This window comes from Lacticaseibacillus rhamnosus (assembly GCF_900636965.1).
GTDB classification, from domain to species: domain Bacteria; phylum Bacillota; class Bacilli; order Lactobacillales; family Lactobacillaceae; genus Lacticaseibacillus; species Lacticaseibacillus rhamnosus.
Genome location: NZ_LR134331.1, coordinates 1,080,357 through 1,098,028, shown reverse-complemented (window position 1 = coordinate 1,098,028; position 17,672 = coordinate 1,080,357). Strand labels below are relative to the sequence as shown.

Annotated in this window: 16 protein-coding genes; 6 read left to right on the top strand and 10 right to left on the bottom strand. The window is 48.2% G+C overall.

Annotation, left to right across the window (positions count from 1 at the left end; genetic code table 11):
- Positions 1-9: 9 nt before the first annotated feature.
- Positions 10-1,305, bottom strand: a complete 1,296-nt coding sequence (locus EL173_RS05715; protein ID WP_005688865.1) for a DEAD/DEAH box helicase — start codon at positions 1,303-1,305, stop codon at positions 10-12.
- 57 nt (positions 1,306-1,362) lie between these two features.
- Positions 1,363-2,316 (bottom strand): Gfo/Idh/MocA family protein, encoded by a 954-nt coding sequence (locus EL173_RS05710; RefSeq protein WP_005688863.1) that lies wholly within the window; start codon positions 2,314-2,316, stop codon positions 1,363-1,365.
- Between the two features lie 325 nt (positions 2,317-2,641).
- Between EL173_RS05710 and EL173_RS05705 the strand changes: the two genes are divergently transcribed.
- On the top strand, positions 2,642-2,998 hold the full coding sequence (locus EL173_RS05705) for a DUF4828 domain-containing protein (RefSeq protein WP_005685770.1): 357 nt from the start codon (positions 2,642-2,644) through the stop codon (positions 2,996-2,998).
- 310 nt (positions 2,999-3,308) lie between these two features.
- On the opposite strand, the gene EL173_RS05700 is transcribed toward EL173_RS05705, so the two are convergent.
- Positions 3,309-3,665, bottom strand: coding sequence for a YxeA family protein (locus EL173_RS05700; RefSeq protein ID WP_005685769.1), 357 nt, complete (start codon positions 3,663-3,665; stop codon positions 3,309-3,311).
- 131 nt (positions 3,666-3,796) lie between these two features.
- A complete protein-coding gene (locus EL173_RS05695; protein WP_014571253.1) occupies positions 3,797-4,522 on the bottom strand; it encodes a GH25 family lysozyme in 726 nt (241 codons plus the stop codon).
- A gap of 564 nt (positions 4,523-5,086) precedes the next feature.
- Here EL173_RS05695 and EL173_RS05685 point away from each other — a divergent pair.
- The 4 genes from EL173_RS05685 (at position 5,087) to EL173_RS05670 (ending at position 8,154) form a co-directional block, all read left to right on the top strand.
- Positions 5,087-5,281, top strand: a complete 195-nt coding sequence (locus EL173_RS05685) for a hypothetical protein (RefSeq protein WP_005685766.1) — start codon at positions 5,087-5,089, stop codon at positions 5,279-5,281.
- A 41-nt stretch (positions 5,282-5,322) separates the two neighbouring features.
- Complete coding sequence (locus EL173_RS05680) at positions 5,323-6,255, top strand: SPFH domain-containing protein (protein WP_005685765.1); 933 nt, start codon at positions 5,323-5,325, stop codon at positions 6,253-6,255.
- 191 nt (positions 6,256-6,446) lie between these two features.
- Positions 6,447-7,319, top strand: a complete 873-nt coding sequence (locus EL173_RS05675) for a DegV family protein (protein WP_005688859.1) — start codon at positions 6,447-6,449, stop codon at positions 7,317-7,319.
- Positions 7,320-7,698: 379 nt separating this feature from the next.
- Positions 7,699-8,154 carry a GNAT family N-acetyltransferase gene (locus EL173_RS05670; RefSeq protein ID WP_005688857.1) on the top strand — a complete coding sequence of 152 codons (456 nt, stop codon included), beginning with the start codon at positions 7,699-7,701 and terminating at the stop codon, positions 8,152-8,154.
- Positions 8,155-8,281: 127 nt separating this feature from the next.
- Here EL173_RS05670 and EL173_RS05665 read toward each other — a convergent pair whose 3' ends face one another.
- Positions 8,282-10,180, bottom strand: coding sequence for a M13-type metalloendopeptidase (locus tag EL173_RS05665; protein WP_005688855.1), 1,899 nt, complete (start codon positions 10,178-10,180; stop codon positions 8,282-8,284).
- A gap of 122 nt (positions 10,181-10,302) precedes the next feature.
- Between EL173_RS05665 and EL173_RS05660 the strand changes: the two genes are divergently transcribed.
- On the top strand, positions 10,303-11,178 hold the full coding sequence (locus EL173_RS05660) for a PPK2 family polyphosphate kinase (RefSeq protein WP_005688853.1): 876 nt from the start codon (positions 10,303-10,305) through the stop codon (positions 11,176-11,178).
- Positions 11,179-11,253: 75 nt separating this feature from the next.
- Here the strand turns inward: EL173_RS05660 and EL173_RS05655 are convergent, their stop codons facing one another.
- The 5 genes from EL173_RS05655 to gatB form a co-directional block, all read right to left on the bottom strand.
- Positions 11,254-12,069, bottom strand: a complete 816-nt coding sequence (locus EL173_RS05655) for a Cof-type HAD-IIB family hydrolase (protein ID WP_014571251.1) — start codon at positions 12,067-12,069, stop codon at positions 11,254-11,256.
- 77 nt (positions 12,070-12,146) lie between these two features.
- Complete coding sequence (locus EL173_RS05650; protein ID WP_020752204.1) at positions 12,147-13,349, bottom strand: MDR family MFS transporter; 1,203 nt, start codon at positions 13,347-13,349, stop codon at positions 12,147-12,149.
- 282 nt (positions 13,350-13,631) lie between these two features.
- The gene (gene rlmD, locus EL173_RS05645) at positions 13,632-15,002 is read right to left on the bottom strand and encodes a 23S rRNA (uracil(1939)-C(5))-methyltransferase RlmD (RefSeq protein WP_019728376.1); all 1,371 of its coding nucleotides are present in this window, start codon (positions 15,000-15,002) and stop codon (positions 13,632-13,634) included.
- Positions 14,995-16,029, bottom strand: coding sequence for a diacylglycerol kinase (locus EL173_RS05640; protein ID WP_005684628.1), 1,035 nt, complete (start codon positions 16,027-16,029; stop codon positions 14,995-14,997). The genes rlmD and EL173_RS05640 overlap by 8 nt, the downstream gene beginning before the upstream one ends.
- Before the next feature lie 211 nt (positions 16,030-16,240).
- The gene (gatB, locus tag EL173_RS05635; protein ID WP_014571248.1) at positions 16,241-17,671 is read right to left on the bottom strand and encodes an Asp-tRNA(Asn)/Glu-tRNA(Gln) amidotransferase subunit GatB; all 1,431 of its coding nucleotides are present in this window, start codon (positions 17,669-17,671) and stop codon (positions 16,241-16,243) included.
- Position 17,672 lies beyond the last annotated feature (1 nt).

The window sequence follows — 17,672 nt, the reverse complement described above, 5'->3', positions numbered from 1 at the left end:
GATGCAGCCTCATGTGTTGTTTTTGTGCTTGCCTTTATTGCGCTGATCACGTAGTCGCTTTTTTTTATGCTTACGCCGCGGTTTTTGCTCAGGTTCATTAGTAACAACCGACCGATCTTTAGCCGCAACCTGCTGACTTTTATGCTGACTCGGTGCTGGCGATTTGAGCGTCACCGGCGTTTCGTTATCTGGCTTTCGGGCTGGTGGTGTGGTCACCAACTTTCCATCGGTCATATAGGCACGCTGAATGGCATATTGCGGTACCAGCTTTTTCAAGTCCCGGCGATCGTGGTCGTCTCCTAACGTTACCACCAGTCCGGGTTCACCCATCCGACCGGTACGACCTGCACGATGAATGTAAGCTTCAGCACGCTTAGGCGGTTCGAAATTGACCACGGCAGGAAGCTTAGGAATATCCAATCCGCGGCCAGCCATGTCGGTCACAAGTAATAAGGTAATCCGCCCGTTACGAAAATCCGTCAACGCTTTTTGGCGGCTAGTCTGTCGGCCCTCCCGTGACAATACGGCAAAACGAACAGCTTGGTGGCGCAAAATGCCGGCCGCGCGTTCCAACGATGCATTTTGATTAAAAAACACCAGTGCCTTGAAGCCATCAGTGTGCGCCAACGTTCGCAACCAATCAATTTGATGTGCCCGATCCGTTTGCAAGAATAAGTGCCGAACCGTCCCGCGTGTTTGATCAATCGCACGAACATCAACCAGCTTAGGCGTCTTGCCAAACCATTTATGCATCTCGCTAAAATACGGACTCGGTGTCGCCGAAAAGAAAGCAAGTTGGGCATCGGCCGGAGCCGCAGCCGCAATTTCGCGAACCTGATCGAATCCCGGATCCCGTAACATCTCATCGGCTTCATCAACAACCAGCGTCTGTAAGCCATCCAACTTCAGCTTGTGCGATTGAATCAGTTCAAGCAAACGACCCGCTGTTGCGACAATGACTTCGGGTTTTTCTTTTAGCTTCGTCAATTGCCGTTTCACATTAGCCGACCCGATGATGCCCTGCACCGCCACATTGATATCGTGTGCATACGGCGTTAAAACATCCCGTGTTTGAATCGCTAACTCCTGCGATGGCGCCAAAATCAGTATTTGCAAACCATCACCGGGCACGATTTTTTCCAGTAATGGTAGGCCAAATGCCAAGGTTTTCCCTGAGCCGGTTGGAGCCAAACCGATGACATCCTCATCGGTTTTCAACGGCTGATAAACCGCTGCTTGAATGGGTGTCTGCTCCGTATACCCGGCAGCCTGCCAACGTTTTTGAAACGGGGTTGCAATTGTCACAATATTTGTCCTCCATAACGCGTTCGCCGGCGCAGAAACCGCGCCGGTTCACGCTCACTAAAAATCAAGATTTGCGGACGTCCGCAGAATTGACATGACTTGATGAACTTCCTTGGCCAGCTGCCATGCCTTATCAAACGCATTGCGATCATGACCGGTGATAGCTTTGGCAAAATAAGCTGCTTCTGCTTCCATCGGGTTGGCTAATTTCTCGGTACTAAGCACTTGATCATCGAGCTTGATAGTTTCAAGTTCAGCAGCATTGTCCATCGTCAACGTTTGCTTACCGGAATAAATTTCGGATGGCAGGAAACTATTGGTTGTTTTACCCGTAATCAACGTTACTGCGAATTGATCATAATCCAAGCGCGCAACCCCATCGCCATCCACACCACTCTTGAGAAAATGCGGGAGGTAAACAGCGTTATCGGGAACCCCAAACCAAGCCACCGCATCGTAGACCAAATAAATACCCAGATCCATCAATGCACCACCGGCAAACTCGGGATTAAAAACATTCGGCAACTTGCCAGCCAAAAAAGCATCGTACTTAGAAGAATACTTCATATAAGTCAAGGTAGCCCCGTCAATCGGATGATGATGGGTAAATTGATCGACAACCTGAAAATTGTGCTCATAAACATGCCGAGCTGCCTCAAAAAGATACAAAGAAGGCTTTTTGCGTAATGCCTCGTCTAATTTTTCAAATTCCATGGCGGTTGCAACCAAGGGCTTTTCAACAATCACATGCTTGCCGGCATCAAGAGCTGCCAAGGCTTGAGACGCATGCAAACTGTTAGGACTGGCAATATACACCACATCGACATCACTACCAAGAAAATCGTCCATTTTGGTATACGCTGTTGCTGGTGCAGTTTGATCAATGAACGCCTGAGCACTCTCCTGATGACGTGAATAAACGGCAGTAAGCGTATATGCCTTCGTGGCCGCCGCTGCATCCACAAACTGCTTAGTAATCCATCCTGTTCCAATCACACCAAGTTTCAACATGGTAAAATCCTCCTCTAAACGTAAGCTGGTGCGCCAGGAAGACGGGGTGTAAGGGGTGTCCTCAGGCGTGACGGCCCGAACTTGACCCTTGCAACTTAGCTCCTTACACGCAAGTTCCTACGCCAGTAAACGCGTTATCAAGCATTATAACAGTCATTCACGGCTGTACGTATGATATCCAGCTCTGCCGTGATTTAACATCAAGCTGGCAAAACTACTCATGATTATTGTAACAGCCCAGTAACAGAAAAACAGCACCACTGTAACCACTAAACTAAAAACTCATGGTAGACTATGCTTAAACAGAAATGGGAGGTCGAAAAACATGGCGAGTTTTTTACGCGGGCTGAAACATTTACTCGCGCACCACGGTCATCATCAGAAGGCACAGGACAAGGCGCCTAATCCCGCATTGGCGTTGGCAAAGAATTTCACAGGGAGTTTTGCTTTTCTTGATGAGCAAACCAATAAGACCCACTCGCTAGCGATTTCGCCCCAACTGCAGATTAAGATCGACAATAAAACGCTACCTGGGCAAGTTGTCGGCATCACCATCAACGAGCTGACTTTTCTCGATCATTATGGGTACAAATTAGTCATTAAGGCGGATGATAACGGTCCGCAAACCATTTATGACGAGGCAGAAGATGCTACCTACGCCATTATCATTCCCAGCGCATAAGATGCAAAAAGTGCGATCCGAAAATCGGATCGCACTTTTTTTGTGTGAGCGTGAGCTGGCGCGGTTAGGGATCGGAGTGTAAGCGGCCTTGGGCGTGATGGCCTGGGCTTGGCCATTGCGACCAAGGTCCTTACGCGCAGATCCCTGCGCCAGCGAACGCGTTATGGTGAGCGCGAGCCGGCGCGGTTAGGAGTCTGCGTGTAAGTGGCCTTGGGCGTGATGGCCTGGGCTTGGTCATTGCGTCCAAGGTCCTTACACGCAGACTTCTGCGCCGGGGAGCGCGTTATAGAAAGTGATGCATTTGATTGCTTTATTCAAGTTTTGACAAGGCTGCTTTGGGAACTTCCGAACGCGGCACACTTTCCCAGCTGGTGACCCCTTTTTTATCATTGTATGTTACTTTTAGATAAGCATTTTTTCTCAGCGGTCGATCTTGGTTCGCATTAAACTTCAACTGCTGCAGACCGCCTTTCTCATCATATCCAGGCAAATCATAGGCATAAATGATGTACTTGTTGCCTTCATCATCGCGATCCGTCACCCGCTGACCAGTGTTGGTAATTTTTGTGTAGTATGTGGTTCCGCCATAGTTGGTAATTTCAAAAATTTTCAAACCGCCAAAAACGAGCACAATCAGCACAACCAAGCCGATCAGGACTTTTTTCATTATCTGTTCACCTCGCTTATCAGTATGTCCCAATCGTTCAATTAAGTAGATAGTTTCGGCGAACATTCAACGAACATTTTTGTTAGATCAGTGCAATGCTCGGCTTTTTGCACGAATTAATGGTGGTCCGACTATTGAGCCAGCTTCAAAAATGTGCCGCGCTTGCCCATGAATACCGCTGCTCGATAGGATGCCTGAGGACCGTCTGGCAACCGCGCACCGTCAGTATATTGCCAAAAGCCGCCGTTATTAGCAGGCCGCTTGTCCGTGATCGTCCACCGCGGTGCTTGTGGAACCACTGTTTTGACCACCTTTAAAATATCAGGACTACCCATCAGCAACACTTGGCGATGATAGCGTTGTTGAATGAACGTGATAAACTCGGTTAGATGCTGTGTCAACCACGAGGAACTTGGCTTTTGCTCGCGATAATAACTTAGGTAAATACCAATGGGCAGGTCGCCAATGTTGGAACCTACTTTGCGGATAAATTGAGTTGCTTGAGCTTGCGGTGTCGTTTCAAAACTAAAAACGTGATACACGCCTATGCTCACTCGACTCCCTGCTGCCTGAGTAAAGTTGGTATTGAAATTATCGTCAAAATAGCTGCTGCCTTCTGTGGCCTTCAAATAAACAAAGCTAACCCGGCTGCTACGTAAACGATCAAAATCCTGAACGCCATCGGTTTGATCAAGGCGAACGCCCAACACTGGATAAGCGGTCGGATCCGGCCGTGGATTACGCAGCAGCCACCAGCCGATTACTAAGGCCGCGACCACCCCTGCGCTAATCAGCAAAAACCACAACCGTCGCCGATGCTGATAAGTATTTGCATAAATCACTCGTCGTCTACGCATCAACATCCCTCCTACTAAAAAGTGAGCGCGAACCAGCGCGCATAGAAGTCGGAGTGTAAGCGGCCTTAAGCGTGATGGCCGGGTTTTGGCCATTGCGCTTAAGGTCCTTACACGCAGACTTCTGCGCCGGTGAGCGCGTTATGGTGGGCTGAGCGTGAACCGGCGCGCTTAGAAACCGGAACATAAGTGGCCTTGGACGCAATGGCCCGCTCTTGGCCATTGCGTCCAAGGTCCTTATGTGCAGGTTTCTGCGCCGGTGAACGCGTTATGGAGCAAGAACCAGCACAATCAAAGACGCACACCTACGACAACTGCTCTGGCTGTTCATTCCACAATGGTCTTATTGTAACAAAGTCTTCCACAATAAAAAGTGTTTGAACTAATTACGGAATGAAGCATAGACTGTACTAAAGTTCCAGCATAGAATAACGAGCATAATTTTTTCTTTCTAAGCCGTCCCAATTGTCTTTCATTCAACCCTGCTTTAAAATTGGCTTGTGATAATCATTGCTAGCGTCAAGTAACAAAGCAATCAATGAAGATGACCAGAAAGGAGTAGCGCCCATGCTTGACGATCGCCTTTTAGGGACAACGTTTGTCTTACCAACATCGCATCAAGAGGGTGAGATTACGCTTTATGGCATTCATTATCATTACCGGGTCACTGATGACGCTGCGGCTGGCGATACTGTTGTTGTCAATGCAGTTTCGCCGCTTTATCTTAGCGTCGTCAAACCAGAACATCGCTTACATTATTGAGATTGAGTCGTAATTGACTCGCTCACACGGGGGGCTTTCGCATGAATATTATCCTGATTTCTGTTCTAGTCATTGTTTTAGTCATCGTCATCGCAATTCTTTTCACCAGCGTTGCCATTATCCATACCGGTGAAGTTGGCATTGTCGAACGGTTGGGGAAATATGTGGCAACATTGGAGCCAGGTTTTCATGTGGTGCCACCGTTCATCTATCGGATCACCGAAATCGTCAACATGAAGCAGATTCCGCTGAAGGTCGATGAACAGGAAGTGATTACAAAAGATAACGTTGTCGTCCGTATTTCCGAAACGTTGAAATATCATATCACGGATGTTAACGCCTATGTTTATCAAAACAAGGATTCCGTGCTGTCCATGGTTCAAGATACGCGGGCTAATCTGCGTGGGATTATCGGCAATATGGATTTGAATGACGTCTTGAACGGCACCGAAACCATTAACCAAACCTTGTTTCAGCAAATCGCCGAAACCACAGCTGGCTACGGCTTGAATGTTGATCGGGTCAACATTGATTCCATTCAAGTCGATGCTACCATTCAAGACTCCATGAACAAACTGTTGCGCGCTTCACGGGAAAAGGAAGCCAACATCATGGAAGCTGAAGGTCATAAGCAAGCAGCGATCGCTAAAGCTGAAGGTGAAAAACAGGCCGCAATTCTTGAAGCCGAGGCCAATAAGCAAACGCAAATCCTTCAAGCACAAGGCCACGCAGAAAGTCAACGGCTGATTGCAGCGGCGGTTAAGGATCAAATTAACTCGATCAATGCCGGCTTGATTGACAATGGCGATTTATATTTGAAATATAAAAATGTCGAAGCACTTGAAGCCTTGGCTAAGGGCACTGCCAACACAGTGGTGCTACCAAGTACCGCGATTGATTCATTAGGCAGTCTCCCTGCTGTGGGAACCCTATTCAATCAAAAACAACCGTCAGCATCCACCAAGGAAAAGTAAGGTTAAAAAGTCGAATCGCATTGTGCCATTCGACTTTTTAAGTTCCGCTACTGCGTATCACATCAGGTAAGGCTGGTATCGTTCAACGACTTTATGGTACGCCATCCGCCCTTAGCTTTCAGAACAACCCCAAACAGCGTAGTATTGATGAAAACAGATCCGTTTTAGTGCGGATATTTTGAGGTGAAACCATGTATCAACTGTTAACCGATTCTTGTTGCGACTTACCCTACCAGACTTTGCATGATCATCAAGTTGAATTTGTCTCCATGCACTTCACCGTCAACGGCACAGATTATGAAGACGATCTTGGAGAAGATCATTACGATATCAATGCATTTTACGAGCAACTGAAGCAAAATGTGATGCCCACAACGACACAGGTAAATGTCGGCCAGTTCGTTGACTTTTTCACACCGTATGTCAAAGCAAACACGCCCATCTTATATGTCGGCTTCTCCAGCGGCTTAAGTGGCACATTCAATTCGGCGACTCAAGCACGTGCCATGTTACTGGAAAAGTATCCAGATGCGCAGATTTACTTGGTTGACACCCTGGCTGCGTGTGCTGGCGAAGGACAATTGGTGCTGGATGCCATTGAAAAACGCGATGCTGGCATGCCAATCGATGAACTGGCGCACTGGCTCACAGCGCACCGATTGGACTACCGGATGTGGTTTACGGTCGATAAATTGGACTTTCTGTACCACGGTGGCCGCGTGTCGCGTACTTCCGCGGCATTGGGAACGATGTTAAACATCAAACCGGTGATGGACGTTGATACGGCCGGTAAATTACGCGTTGTGCGCAAGGTTCGCGCCCGCAAACGCTCGCTGATTGACTTGGCCAACGAGACTTTAAAAGCCATTCAGGAAAATCCGCAACATCGCGTTATTATCTCAACATCCGGCGATTTTGAGGCAGCAAACTTTGTCAAAGATCGCCTGCATGAAGCCTCCCCGCAAACCCCGCTGCAGATCGGTAACATCGGCCCAACCATCGCCAGTCACACCGGCTTTGGCTGTGTGGCGGTCTTTTCAATGGCGGCTTCGGAGCGGAAATAAGTTAGACTTTCAAAAAATTTTAAGCTCAGACTTCATTAGCAGCTTTTTGCTGTTGTTGCAGGTAAAATAGTTGCAGATGAACTTGTGTGCAGTGCTTATTTTCACAATCGTTAAGGCTTCATCACGTGTTTCATAACTCGTTGCTTGACACAGGAATCTGCATGTAAGGGTCTTGGTCGCAATGGTCAAACCCGGGCCACTTACACTCCGGTCCCTAACCCGTCAACTCACACTCCATAACGCGTTCACCGGCGCAGAAGTCGGAGTGTAAGGACCTCAGTCGCAATGGCCAAAGCCCGGCCATTGCGACTGAGGCCACTTACACTCCGACTTCTAAGCGCGCCGGTTCACGCTCACTTCAATCAAGGAGGATTTTATTATGGCAGTCCGCCCTGCAGTGGCAACCGATATCCCACTCTTATTACCGCTTGTTCAAGGTTACTATCATGATAGCCCGGTGCCGCTGACCATTGACTCACAGGCAATGGCTCTTCACCTTGACCGCTTGCGCTCCGATACCAGTCTTGGTCACTTATTGGTCGCCACCGTTGATCAAGAATTAGCCGGATTTGCGATTTTATACCGCAGCTTTGAGACCCGGGCGCTGAAACCACTGCTTATTATCAATGACGTCTACGTGGCACCAAAGTTTCGTCGGCACGGGTTGGCGCGTCAACTCATGATCGCAGCGTTCGACCTGGCAAAAGCGCACGGATACAGCGGCGCAAGTTGGCAGACTCGCACCAGCAATCTTGGCGCTCAACATTTGTATGATCAAATCGGCGAACGCGAAACCGGCTGGCTGCATTACTACCACGACCTGTCCCAAGATTGAAAAAAGGTAACGATTGTCTCACGGCAATCGTTGCCTTTTTGTTTACGCTTCCCCATGAACAAGTGTGACACACAGTTGATCTCGCGGTTCTCGAAAAAGGTTCACATAAAACTCTTTTATTTAAATATTACCGATGCCAAATCGTCAGCCGCTTCTGTGGTTGCCGATACATACCATCTTGTGGCTGAACATTAAATGCCTGGTACCATGCAGGAAAGTTCTGCACCGGCACATTCACGCGTAAGGTAGCCGGCGCATGAACATCTTGCCGCAAAACAGTTTTAGCCCGCTCCGGTCGCATTTTGGTGGCCCATGAACGAGCGTAAGTGATGAAGAATGCCTGCAGATCCTTAACATCCGGCTGATCGCCTAGTAACGCCAACGCCACATCCATGCCGGCGTTATCCGCCATGTTTTCACTAACGGTCAGTGTACCGTTGACCTTAACTCCTTCATAGTCACGGCCATCAAACTGTGCCGCCATCGCTTTTACCAGCTGATCAAATGCCTGCTTATCCGCTGGCGTCCACCAGTTATGCAAATTACCATGTTCATCATACAGCGCCCCGTTATTATCAAACGAATGCGAGATTTCATGACCGATCGTTGCGCCTGTCCCTCCGAGGTTTTCCGCCCGGGTCCACTTGAGTGAATAATACGGCGGCTGCAAGATACCAGCGGGAAAAGTGATGTCATTTTTCAGCGGATCATAACTGGCATTCACCAAGTGTCCCGGCATATTCCATTGATTCCGATCCACCGGCTGGCCTACCTGTTTAAACCAAAAGGCCTGCGTCTGTGCGCTCAGTTTCAGAATTGCCGTCAACAAATCATCGTCAGCATCCACGCTCAAGTGATCATACAAGGAAAAGAGTCGCTCCGGATACCCCATTTTGACTTGCATCGTGGCTAACTTGCGCATCGCCTTTTGCTTCGTAGCCGGACTCAGCCAAGTGTTGTTTTCTAGCTGTACGCGGTATTGCGCAAGAATCTGCTTAACCATGGCCGTCACATCTGCCTTAGCATCGGCACCAAAGTAGGTTTGACCATAATACTGACCAATCACATCGTCAAAATACTCATTGGCAATCCCAAAAGCGTGTTTCGTCCACGATGACGCCTCAGGTTGACCCGCCAAAAACCGATCATACTGTCCGGCCAATTGACGTAAATCATCACTGAGGTAAGTGGCGCAGGTTAGCAATTCGTTAATCACCATCCATGCGTGCCATTCTGAATAGTTATCCGCCGTCAGTAGTTTGCTTAAATGCGGAAGATAAGCCGGTACAACCGCATTGACTTTCGCCGGTGTTTGCAGCATGTAAGTTGCAAAGGCTTGTGGGATCCCCAAATAACCGGCCGCATCTTCAAACGCCTGCCAGCTCAATGGATTGTCATACGTGCTATCTACCGCTAAGTCAACATTTGCTGGCACATAATCAGCCAAACGCCGATCAAATCGTTTAGCCGCTTCAACATATGCTGTTTGATCAGTCTGACTGAATCCCGCCGCAGCCAGCATGGCAGCTGCCATCTGCGACCACGCTGCCAGATCCGCCGCATTTTCGGCATCTTCCTGTTGGTACATCGCCGCATCAGGTAAAATCGTGTCTGGTCCGCCAAGATTCAGGATATTATGCTCGGCATCGTGCATATCAGCATCAACGTAGGGACTGATTGGTAAGACGTATTGGTCAGCAACCAGTTTGGGCATAGCGGCGCGAAATTGATCAAGCGTCGTGAGCGTCATCAAAAAGCTTATCCGGTCACGAACTGGCTCAATGCCTAGCTGCTGACGGCGGGTTTGGTCATTGGCTTTGGCAAACAACCGCGCTGCATACTGGAGCGGCAAAGTTTTGGCTGTTTGCATCATCGTGCTTAAGTCAGCCACTAGTTTTTGGCGAATATCATCGGTCAGATTACTATCCGCACTCACAACACTTTTGTCAGGTGGAATCGGCGTCTTGGCTTGCCATTCGCCATTGACGGCCAGGTACAAATCATCTTGAATTCTTGGTAATGTCATGCAATTGCCTCCGTTTTCATGTCGTAATCTCAGCATAGATTTAATCCGCCAAGGCGTCAATTGCTTGCACATCCTAGGCGTAACTACTATGTTGAAACTAAGCATAAATCGAAGGTGATAAGATGACATTGGAAAAATATCGTTTTGACGGCACTAGCACCTTTAACATTCAAGCGTTTGCGACCGCGCCGCCAGAACATTTTCAAAATAAAAAAGAGCAGATCAAAGCAGACATTGATCATAACATCAAGGTGCTCTCTAAAGTTCAGCAACACTTGGCGGCGCAGAAACAATACAGCGTCTTGATTATTTTTCAAGGGATGGATGCAGCCGGCAAAGACAGCATGATTGAACACGTCATGTCCGGCGTCAATCCGCAGGGAACCTCAGTGGTATCGTTTAAGATACCAACTGAGCTTGAACTAGGCCATGACTTTTTATGGCGCATCCATAACGCTTTCCCGGCTGGTGGCGAACTGACGGTGTTCAATCGCTCTCATTATGAAGAAGTGCTGGTCGACCGGGTTCATCCCGAGTTGCTATTAAAAGAAAACCTGCCGGGAATCGATACCGTTGCTGATGTCCATGACGATTTATGGGCCAGGCGCTTCAACGATATCAAGGCGCTAGAAACGTATGCCCACCGCAATGGCATCTTGCTGCTCAAGTTCTTCTTGCACATTTCCAAAGCCGAACAAAAAAATCGCTTCTTAAAACGAATCGAAATTCCCGAAAAGAATTGGAAGTTCTCATTGGCGGATATTCACGAACGCCGCTTTTGGGATGATTACCAGCAAGCTTATCAAGAGGCCATTCAGCACACCGCCACCAAAACAAATCCTTGGTACGTCATTCCGTCAGACGATAAGTGGTATTCCCGACTGGTTGTGTCCCAAATCATCAACCGCGAAGTCACCGCTTTGCCGCTAAAATATCCGGAAATCTCTACAGCTCAGAAGCAGGAGTTGGAACAGGCGATTATTGACTTAAAAGATTAGGTTTAAATAAAACTATTTTGGTTAAAATAAAAAGCGGGTCGACTTCCATCACCAAGAATTCGACTCGCTTTTTTATTAACCTTCACCCATTGCATACTGCTTGATGGCGACTGCTGCCCCATCATGATCATTATCAGGTACAACTGTTTTAATGACATCTAACACCTGAGGCAAAGCATTTTCCAAGGTCACCCCTAGGCCGGCTGCTTGCAACATTGGCAGGTCATTTTCACCATCGCCGAGTGCCATCGTTGCCGCCATTGGAATGTCGAATAAATGACTGAGCGTTTTTAACGCCGCCTCTTTCGACACTCCTTGCCGGACAATTTCCAGATAAGTTGCCTTCGACCGACTGGCAACCAACTGCCATTCCGGATGGGCTAAAACGATTTGTTCAGCACGATCGATCACGTCAGGCTCCCCCATACATAAAAGTTTATGCACTGGCAGACCGTTTGCTAACCCTGTTTCAATCGGAACTGTTTCCGGTGCAAAACCGGTGATCGCTGCTTCTTGCCGGGTCCACTGACTCGTATCAGCGACATACCAATGCGTGTCACTGAACACATTCAAGCTCAGTGTTAAGCTAAATAATGCGGTATAAACTTTGGCTGCAATTCCTGCTGGCCAAGGCGTCGTTGCCAACACTTTTAGCTTCTTATCATCGGTTGGCTGAGCAATGACCGCACCATTAAGACTGACAAGCGGCACCGCCAACCCCATTTGTTGCGCGAGCGCAGTCATGGCTAAAGGCGGTCGCGCCGAAGCAAGTACAAAAGTCCCGCCCGCAGCAACATAATGCTGAATTGCTTGCTTAACGCCGACAGTCAACTCGTGTTTTGAATTAAGCAGTGTGCCATCAATATCACTCAGAATCAACCGATAGTGCAAGAAAAAATCCCCTTCCCTGTGCCTTTGAACGTGCCCTATTGCATGAAACCTAAAACTGAATCTGCATCATTTGGCGGTTAATGAGCCGCTGGGTGTAACGGATCATTCAGTGCCGGAATACTTTCGCGGACCGTGAAGGCAAAGCCCAACACCGCTAATAAAATCAAACCGGTGGCACCGACAAACAACAACCGATAACTTTGCGTACCTTCAATCACCATTGCACCTAACAGTGGCCCCAGTGCCCGGCCCGCTGATGCAAAACCTTGAATCAATCCTTGATAACGCCCTTGTTGTGCAAGCGGCGTAAACAAAGTGACATAAGTTGAAACTGCCGGCAATGCCAGAATTTCGCCTAAAGTCAAAACCACCATGGCGACAATAAATGTCAGATATTGCCCGGAACCATTTAGCAAAATCAAAAAAGAACCGGCAAATAACACAAAACCACCGATCAACCGCAACCGGATATGCTGCAACAACCAGTGATCAAACGCAGTCAAAACCGGCTGGAACAAAACAATCAGCAGCGCATTAACTGTCCACAAAAAGCTGTAGTCCTTGACTGTAAGGCCTTCGCTTAACATAAAGGCGGAAATATTGCTTTGCCACTGTTCATACATTAACCACGTCACAAACAACGTCACCATCAGCATGATCAACCGTGGGCGCGCCGGATTGCGACTGCCGTGGGCGACTGGCTGTTCGGCGGCTGTCGGAGTTTCTTTTTCAATACGATAATGCCAGATCGCGACCACTAAAAAGACCGCAAATAGCAGCGCGGCCAATGCAAACACCATAGCAATCCCATAAGGCAAGACAAATCCGACAATCAGCGTGCCGATCACAAGTCCTAGATTTGATGTGAAATACAAAATATTAAACACCACACTTGGGCGCTTGTCGCGAATTCGCGTGGCATAAGAGTTAATCGCCGTGGCCGTAATCCCACTGCCAAAACCGGAAATAACCAGTAGTAACGGATACGCCGGCCAGCCATGGAAAAAGATCAATAAGCCAGTTGCGCCAAGATTCAGACAAATACCCGCCAATACCGTTCCATACGGTTGCCAATGGTCAAACAACCAGCCCCCGAGACTGTTGCCAATGACCATAAACATTGAATTCAAAAAAAGGACGATTCCCGCCACTGTGAGTGATTCACCCAAATATTCATGCATATAAATCGTTGTTAACGGCCAAATCAAACTAATGCCGGTATTGGTGATTAGTGATCCCAAAAACAACCACTTCATTGCCAAAGTCTTGTGCTGCACCATTCTCCCCCATTTCGTGTCACTGATACTGATCATAATCGAAACCAGCCAAACATAGCAACTTGAATGAGCAAATATTTAGGCGGTTATCATGATTCTGCCGTCAAGCCGCAAAATATAAATAGGCGTACCATCCTGAAGTGCCCCACAATCGTTAGAGTATCTGCCTAACAATTATGGGGCACTTCAAAAATAGTACGTCTTTATTTCGGAGTTGTAAATTATAGAACCAACCTCGATACTTGGCACATACTCACAATTAACCCAGATTTAACCCGCTATGCTTTAACCCAACGTCAACGCGGTAATACTTTCAATATGCTGCGTCTGCGGAAACATATCCACCGGCTGAGTTTCTTTGGCTGTATAACCAAACGCTGTCAGCAACTGCAAGTCACGCGCTAGGGTAGCGGGATTGCAGGAGATGTAGACCATCTTTGGCGGCTTCATATACCCCACCGCGTCGATAAAGGTTTTATCCAAGCCTTTGCGCGGCGGATCCACCATTAGGACATCAACGGGCAGGTCCGCGTCCTTCCACTTCTGCATGACGTCTTCTGCTTTGCCAACCTCAAACGTCACATTTTTGATGTGATTACGCGCTGCATTAGCCTTTGCATCGCGCACCGCTGATTCAACGACTTCGACGCCATAAACCTGTTTTGCGTGCCGCGCCATGGTTAAGGAAATCGTCCCGATGCCAGAATACGCATCAATCACGGTCTCCTTACCGGTTAACCCCGCTGCTTCAATGGCTTTCGTATAAAGCACCTCAGTTTGAATCGGATTAACCTGATAAAAACTGACTGGCGAAATCTGAAACTCACTACCTAATAGTTTGTCTAAAAGATAGTCACGGCCGTAAATTGTTTTTGACTTACGCCCGAGAATCACATTGGTACGTTGATCATTCAGGTTAACCACCACACTGGTGACCTCCGGAAGAGCCAACGTGATTTCTTCGACAATATCATTCAGATGCGGTACTTGCCATGTGCGCGCCACCAACACAAGCATCATCTGGTGCGTTGCCCGCCCACGCCGCACCATAATATTACGAATCACGCCGCGGTTCGTACGTTCATCATAAGGCGGCACCTGATATTTACGTAACAAGTCGCGAACCACAACGATTGCCTGATCGATTTTAGGATCCTGAATCAGAAAGTCCTCAATCGGCACTAAGTCATGGCTGTGTTTTTTATAAAAACCAGTCTGAAGTTCGCCACGAACCAACCGCACTGGCACTTGCGCTTTATTGCGATAACCTAGTGGATGCTTCATTCCGATTGTTGGCAACACTTTGATCGCCAAGTGGGCCTTTTTATAGAGTTCCTGGATCTGATGTTGTTTGAATTTTAATTGTGCTGGATAAGCCAAAATCGACAACGGGGCAATCCCGGTGCGAATGTAAGTACTATCAGCGCCGGCCACGCGATCAGGCGAGTCGGTCAGTCGCTTCACCACTTTGGCAAAACCGTATTGCTTCTGGGTCTTAAGCACATGTACCTGCATCTTTTCGCCAGGTAGCGCGTCTTCGATAAATAGCGGAAAACCCGCGACTTTCGCAACGCCCATGCCTTCATAAGTGAGATCCTCAATCGTAACTTCCAGATCCTGATTCTTGGTAACAGCTGGTTGGGCCAAATTAGTCATCCTTTTCATCTTGTGCGCCGATTTGACCATCGCCATCAATGTCGCGGTGGGAGATCGATTCGACTTCTGCCATGTAGTCTCTTTGCTTCTGGGCATCCGTCCCTAAATTCTTGGTTGGGATCTCATCTACATTAGCATACATCGCGATATGTTGCTTTAAATTAACAAACGTCATCGGTGCATCGCCGCCATATTCGCCATCCAGGTTGATCTTAAGCGTGTCTTGGCCGCTGGTTTTGACTTTCAACTTTTTGGTCTTGGTATAGACAATATTGGGATCGTCAACATGGCGTCCACCGTTGAAGACAAGCGCCATCAATTTCAACAAATTGGCCATGTTGGCAGTCTTGACAATAATCAGCGAGAACTTACCGTCACCCAACTCGGCATCCGGCACAATTTGTTCAAAACCGCCAACTGAATTGGTCAAACCAAGAAAGAACATGCTGGCCGGCCCATCATAGACACCACCGTCATATTCAAGCTTCATCGGCATCGTCCGGACCGCTGGCAACATTTCGGCGCCCTTAATGACATAAGCAAAATACCCAAAAATAGACTTGACTTCGGATGGGACCGAATAAGTCAATTCGCTTAACAAACCACCTGCTGCGATGTTCATAAAATAATGATGGTTTGCCTGACCGATGTCCATCGCCAAAGTTTGCCCTTTTAAAATAACCCGTGCCGCTTCAACCGGATCATCACGGGAAATCCGCAGTGCCCGCGCATAATCATTCGTTGTACCGGCAGGGATAATCGCCATTTTAGGCCGCTTTTTGGCTGGCGCAATCCCATTGACAACTTCATTGATCGTCCCATCGCCGCCTGCTGCCACAATGAGCTCAAAGCCGGCTTCAGTAGCCCGCTTTGCTTCTTCACGCGCGGAAAAAGGCTTTGGCGTTGTTTGAAAGGCCGAGCTTTCATAGCCTGCCTGTTCCATGATGTTTAAAATGTCAGGAACGAAACGTTTTAATCCTTCGTTCCCGGATGTCGGGTTGTAAATCAAGCGCGCCCGTTTTCTCATGACTCTCTGCTCCTTCAATGCACAAGCCAATTCCAAAACCAACTGACTTGCGGGTTCTTTTCACGTGGTCTAAGGTCATCACATTCTAAGCATGTTTAACCTGACCAATACCCGAAAAACGGCGGCCCAATGGTGTACCACGGACCGCCGTCAATCGGTTGCAATCGTATGTGGTCAATGAATACCGTACCACAATTTTCAATAAATGCCTTTAACGCTTTTTGATTTCTGTCATCAAAATCTGATTGACAACTTTAGGATTCGCCTGACCATGGGTTTGCTTCATGATCTGCCCAACCAGGAAACCAATTGCACGATCTTTCCCGGCTTTAAAGTCATCGATACTTTGCTGATTGTTGTCCAATACCGTGGTAATGATCGGGGTCAACTTAGCCGGATCGGAAAGCTGAATCAGCCCTTTTTCGTGAACCCACTGATCCGGATCGGTGTCATGCTGAATGATTTCCTTGAAGACCTTCTTAGCCATTTTACTGGAAATCGTGCCATCGCCAATGAGTTTAATCATGCCAGCCAAGTGTTCCGGTGTCAGCGCAACGTCACCAAGCTCCGTGTGTTTGGCATTGAGGTAACCGGAAACTTCACCCATTAACCAGTTAGACGCTTGCTTGGCGTCCGCACCTTGGGCAACGGTGGCCTCGAAGAAGTCAGACATTTCCTTGGTTTGCGTCAAGACGCCAGCATCATAGGCCGGAATGCCCCAGTCCTTAATGTAGTGCTCACGCCGTTCTGCCGGTGGCTGTGGCAACGTTGCCTGCACTTCATCAATCCACTGCTGGGAAACCGTAACTGGCGGTAAATCCGGTTCCGGGAAATAGCGATAGTCATCGGCGCCTTCTTTAACCCGCATCAAAATGGTCTCTTTAGTATCCGGATCCCAACGCCGCGTTTCCTGACGTACTTCACCGCCGCTAAGTAAAACTGCTTGCTGGCGCTTTTCTTCATATGCCAAACCATCACGAACATGAACAAAGGAGTTTAAATTTTTAATTTCGGTTTTCGTTCCAAAATGCTTTTGTCCAATTGGGCGAACGGATAGGTTGGTGTCGACCCGCATGGAGCCTTCTTCCATCTTGACATCGGAAGCGCCGGTAAACTGCACGATTTGGCGCAGGGTTTCAAGGTAGGCGTATGCTTCTTCCGGGCTTGTGATATCCGGCTTGGAGACGATTTCAACCAACGGCGTGCCTTGCCGGTTTAAGTCGACATAAGAGTAACCGTCGTCTTCATGCTGGTTCTTGCCGGCATCTTCTTCAACGTGCAGTTCCGCGATGCCGACCTTTTTCTTCTTCCCATCGACTTCAATTTCAACCCAACCGTTAGTGCCAAGTGGTTTTTCACTTTGCGTAATTTGGTAAGCTTTGGGGTTATCCGGATAGAAGTAGTTTTTACGGTCAAAATGCGTCTGCCGGGTGATGTCTGCATGCAACGCTAAGGCCACCATGATGCCAAGTTGGTACGCACCGCGATTGATGCTTGGCAAAACGCCCGGAAAGCCCCAGTCAATGACATTGGTCTCGGTATTCGGCTCTTGCCCGTAAGTGACTGGCGCTGGTGAGAACATTTTGGATTTGGTTTTTAATTCAACGTGGACTTCAAGCCCGATTGTCGTTTCAAAATTCATC

Bases quoted from the DNA above. Each gene is read 5' to 3' on its own strand.
- EL173_RS05675 (WP_005688859.1), top strand. From the start codon at position 6,447: ATGTATCAACTGTTAACCGATTCTTGTTGCGACTTACCCTACCAGACT.
- EL173_RS05685 (WP_005685766.1), top strand. From the start codon at position 5,087: ATGCTTGACGATCGCCTTTTAGGGACAACGTTTGTCTTACCAACATCG.
- EL173_RS05680 (WP_005685765.1), top strand. From the start codon at position 5,323: ATGAATATTATCCTGATTTCTGTTCTAGTCATTGTTTTAGTCATCGTC.
- EL173_RS05695 (WP_014571253.1), bottom strand. From the start codon at position 4,522: ATGCGTAGACGACGAGTGATTTATGCAAATACTTATCAGCATCGGCGA.
- rlmD (WP_019728376.1), bottom strand. From the start codon at position 15,002: ATGACTAATTTGGCCCAACCAGCTGTTACCAAGAATCAGGATCTGGAA.
- EL173_RS05665 (WP_005688855.1), bottom strand. From the start codon at position 10,180: ATGACATTACCAAGAATTCAAGATGATTTGTACCTGGCCGTCAATGGC.
- gatB (WP_014571248.1), bottom strand. From the start codon at position 17,671: ATGAATTTTGAAACGACAATCGGGCTTGAAGTCCACGTTGAATTAAAA.
- EL173_RS05670 (WP_005688857.1), top strand. From the start codon at position 7,699: ATGGCAGTCCGCCCTGCAGTGGCAACCGATATCCCACTCTTATTACCG.
- EL173_RS05705 (WP_005685770.1), top strand. From the start codon at position 2,642: ATGGCGAGTTTTTTACGCGGGCTGAAACATTTACTCGCGCACCACGGT.
- EL173_RS05710 (WP_005688863.1), bottom strand. From the start codon at position 2,316: ATGTTGAAACTTGGTGTGATTGGAACAGGATGGATTACTAAGCAGTTT.
- EL173_RS05650 (WP_020752204.1), bottom strand. From the start codon at position 13,349: ATGGTGCAGCACAAGACTTTGGCAATGAAGTGGTTGTTTTTGGGATCA.
- EL173_RS05700 (WP_005685769.1), bottom strand. From the start codon at position 3,665: ATGAAAAAAGTCCTGATCGGCTTGGTTGTGCTGATTGTGCTCGTTTTT.
- EL173_RS05660 (WP_005688853.1), top strand. From the start codon at position 10,303: ATGACATTGGAAAAATATCGTTTTGACGGCACTAGCACCTTTAACATT.
- EL173_RS05640 (WP_005684628.1), bottom strand. From the start codon at position 16,029: ATGAGAAAACGGGCGCGCTTGATTTACAACCCGACATCCGGGAACGAA.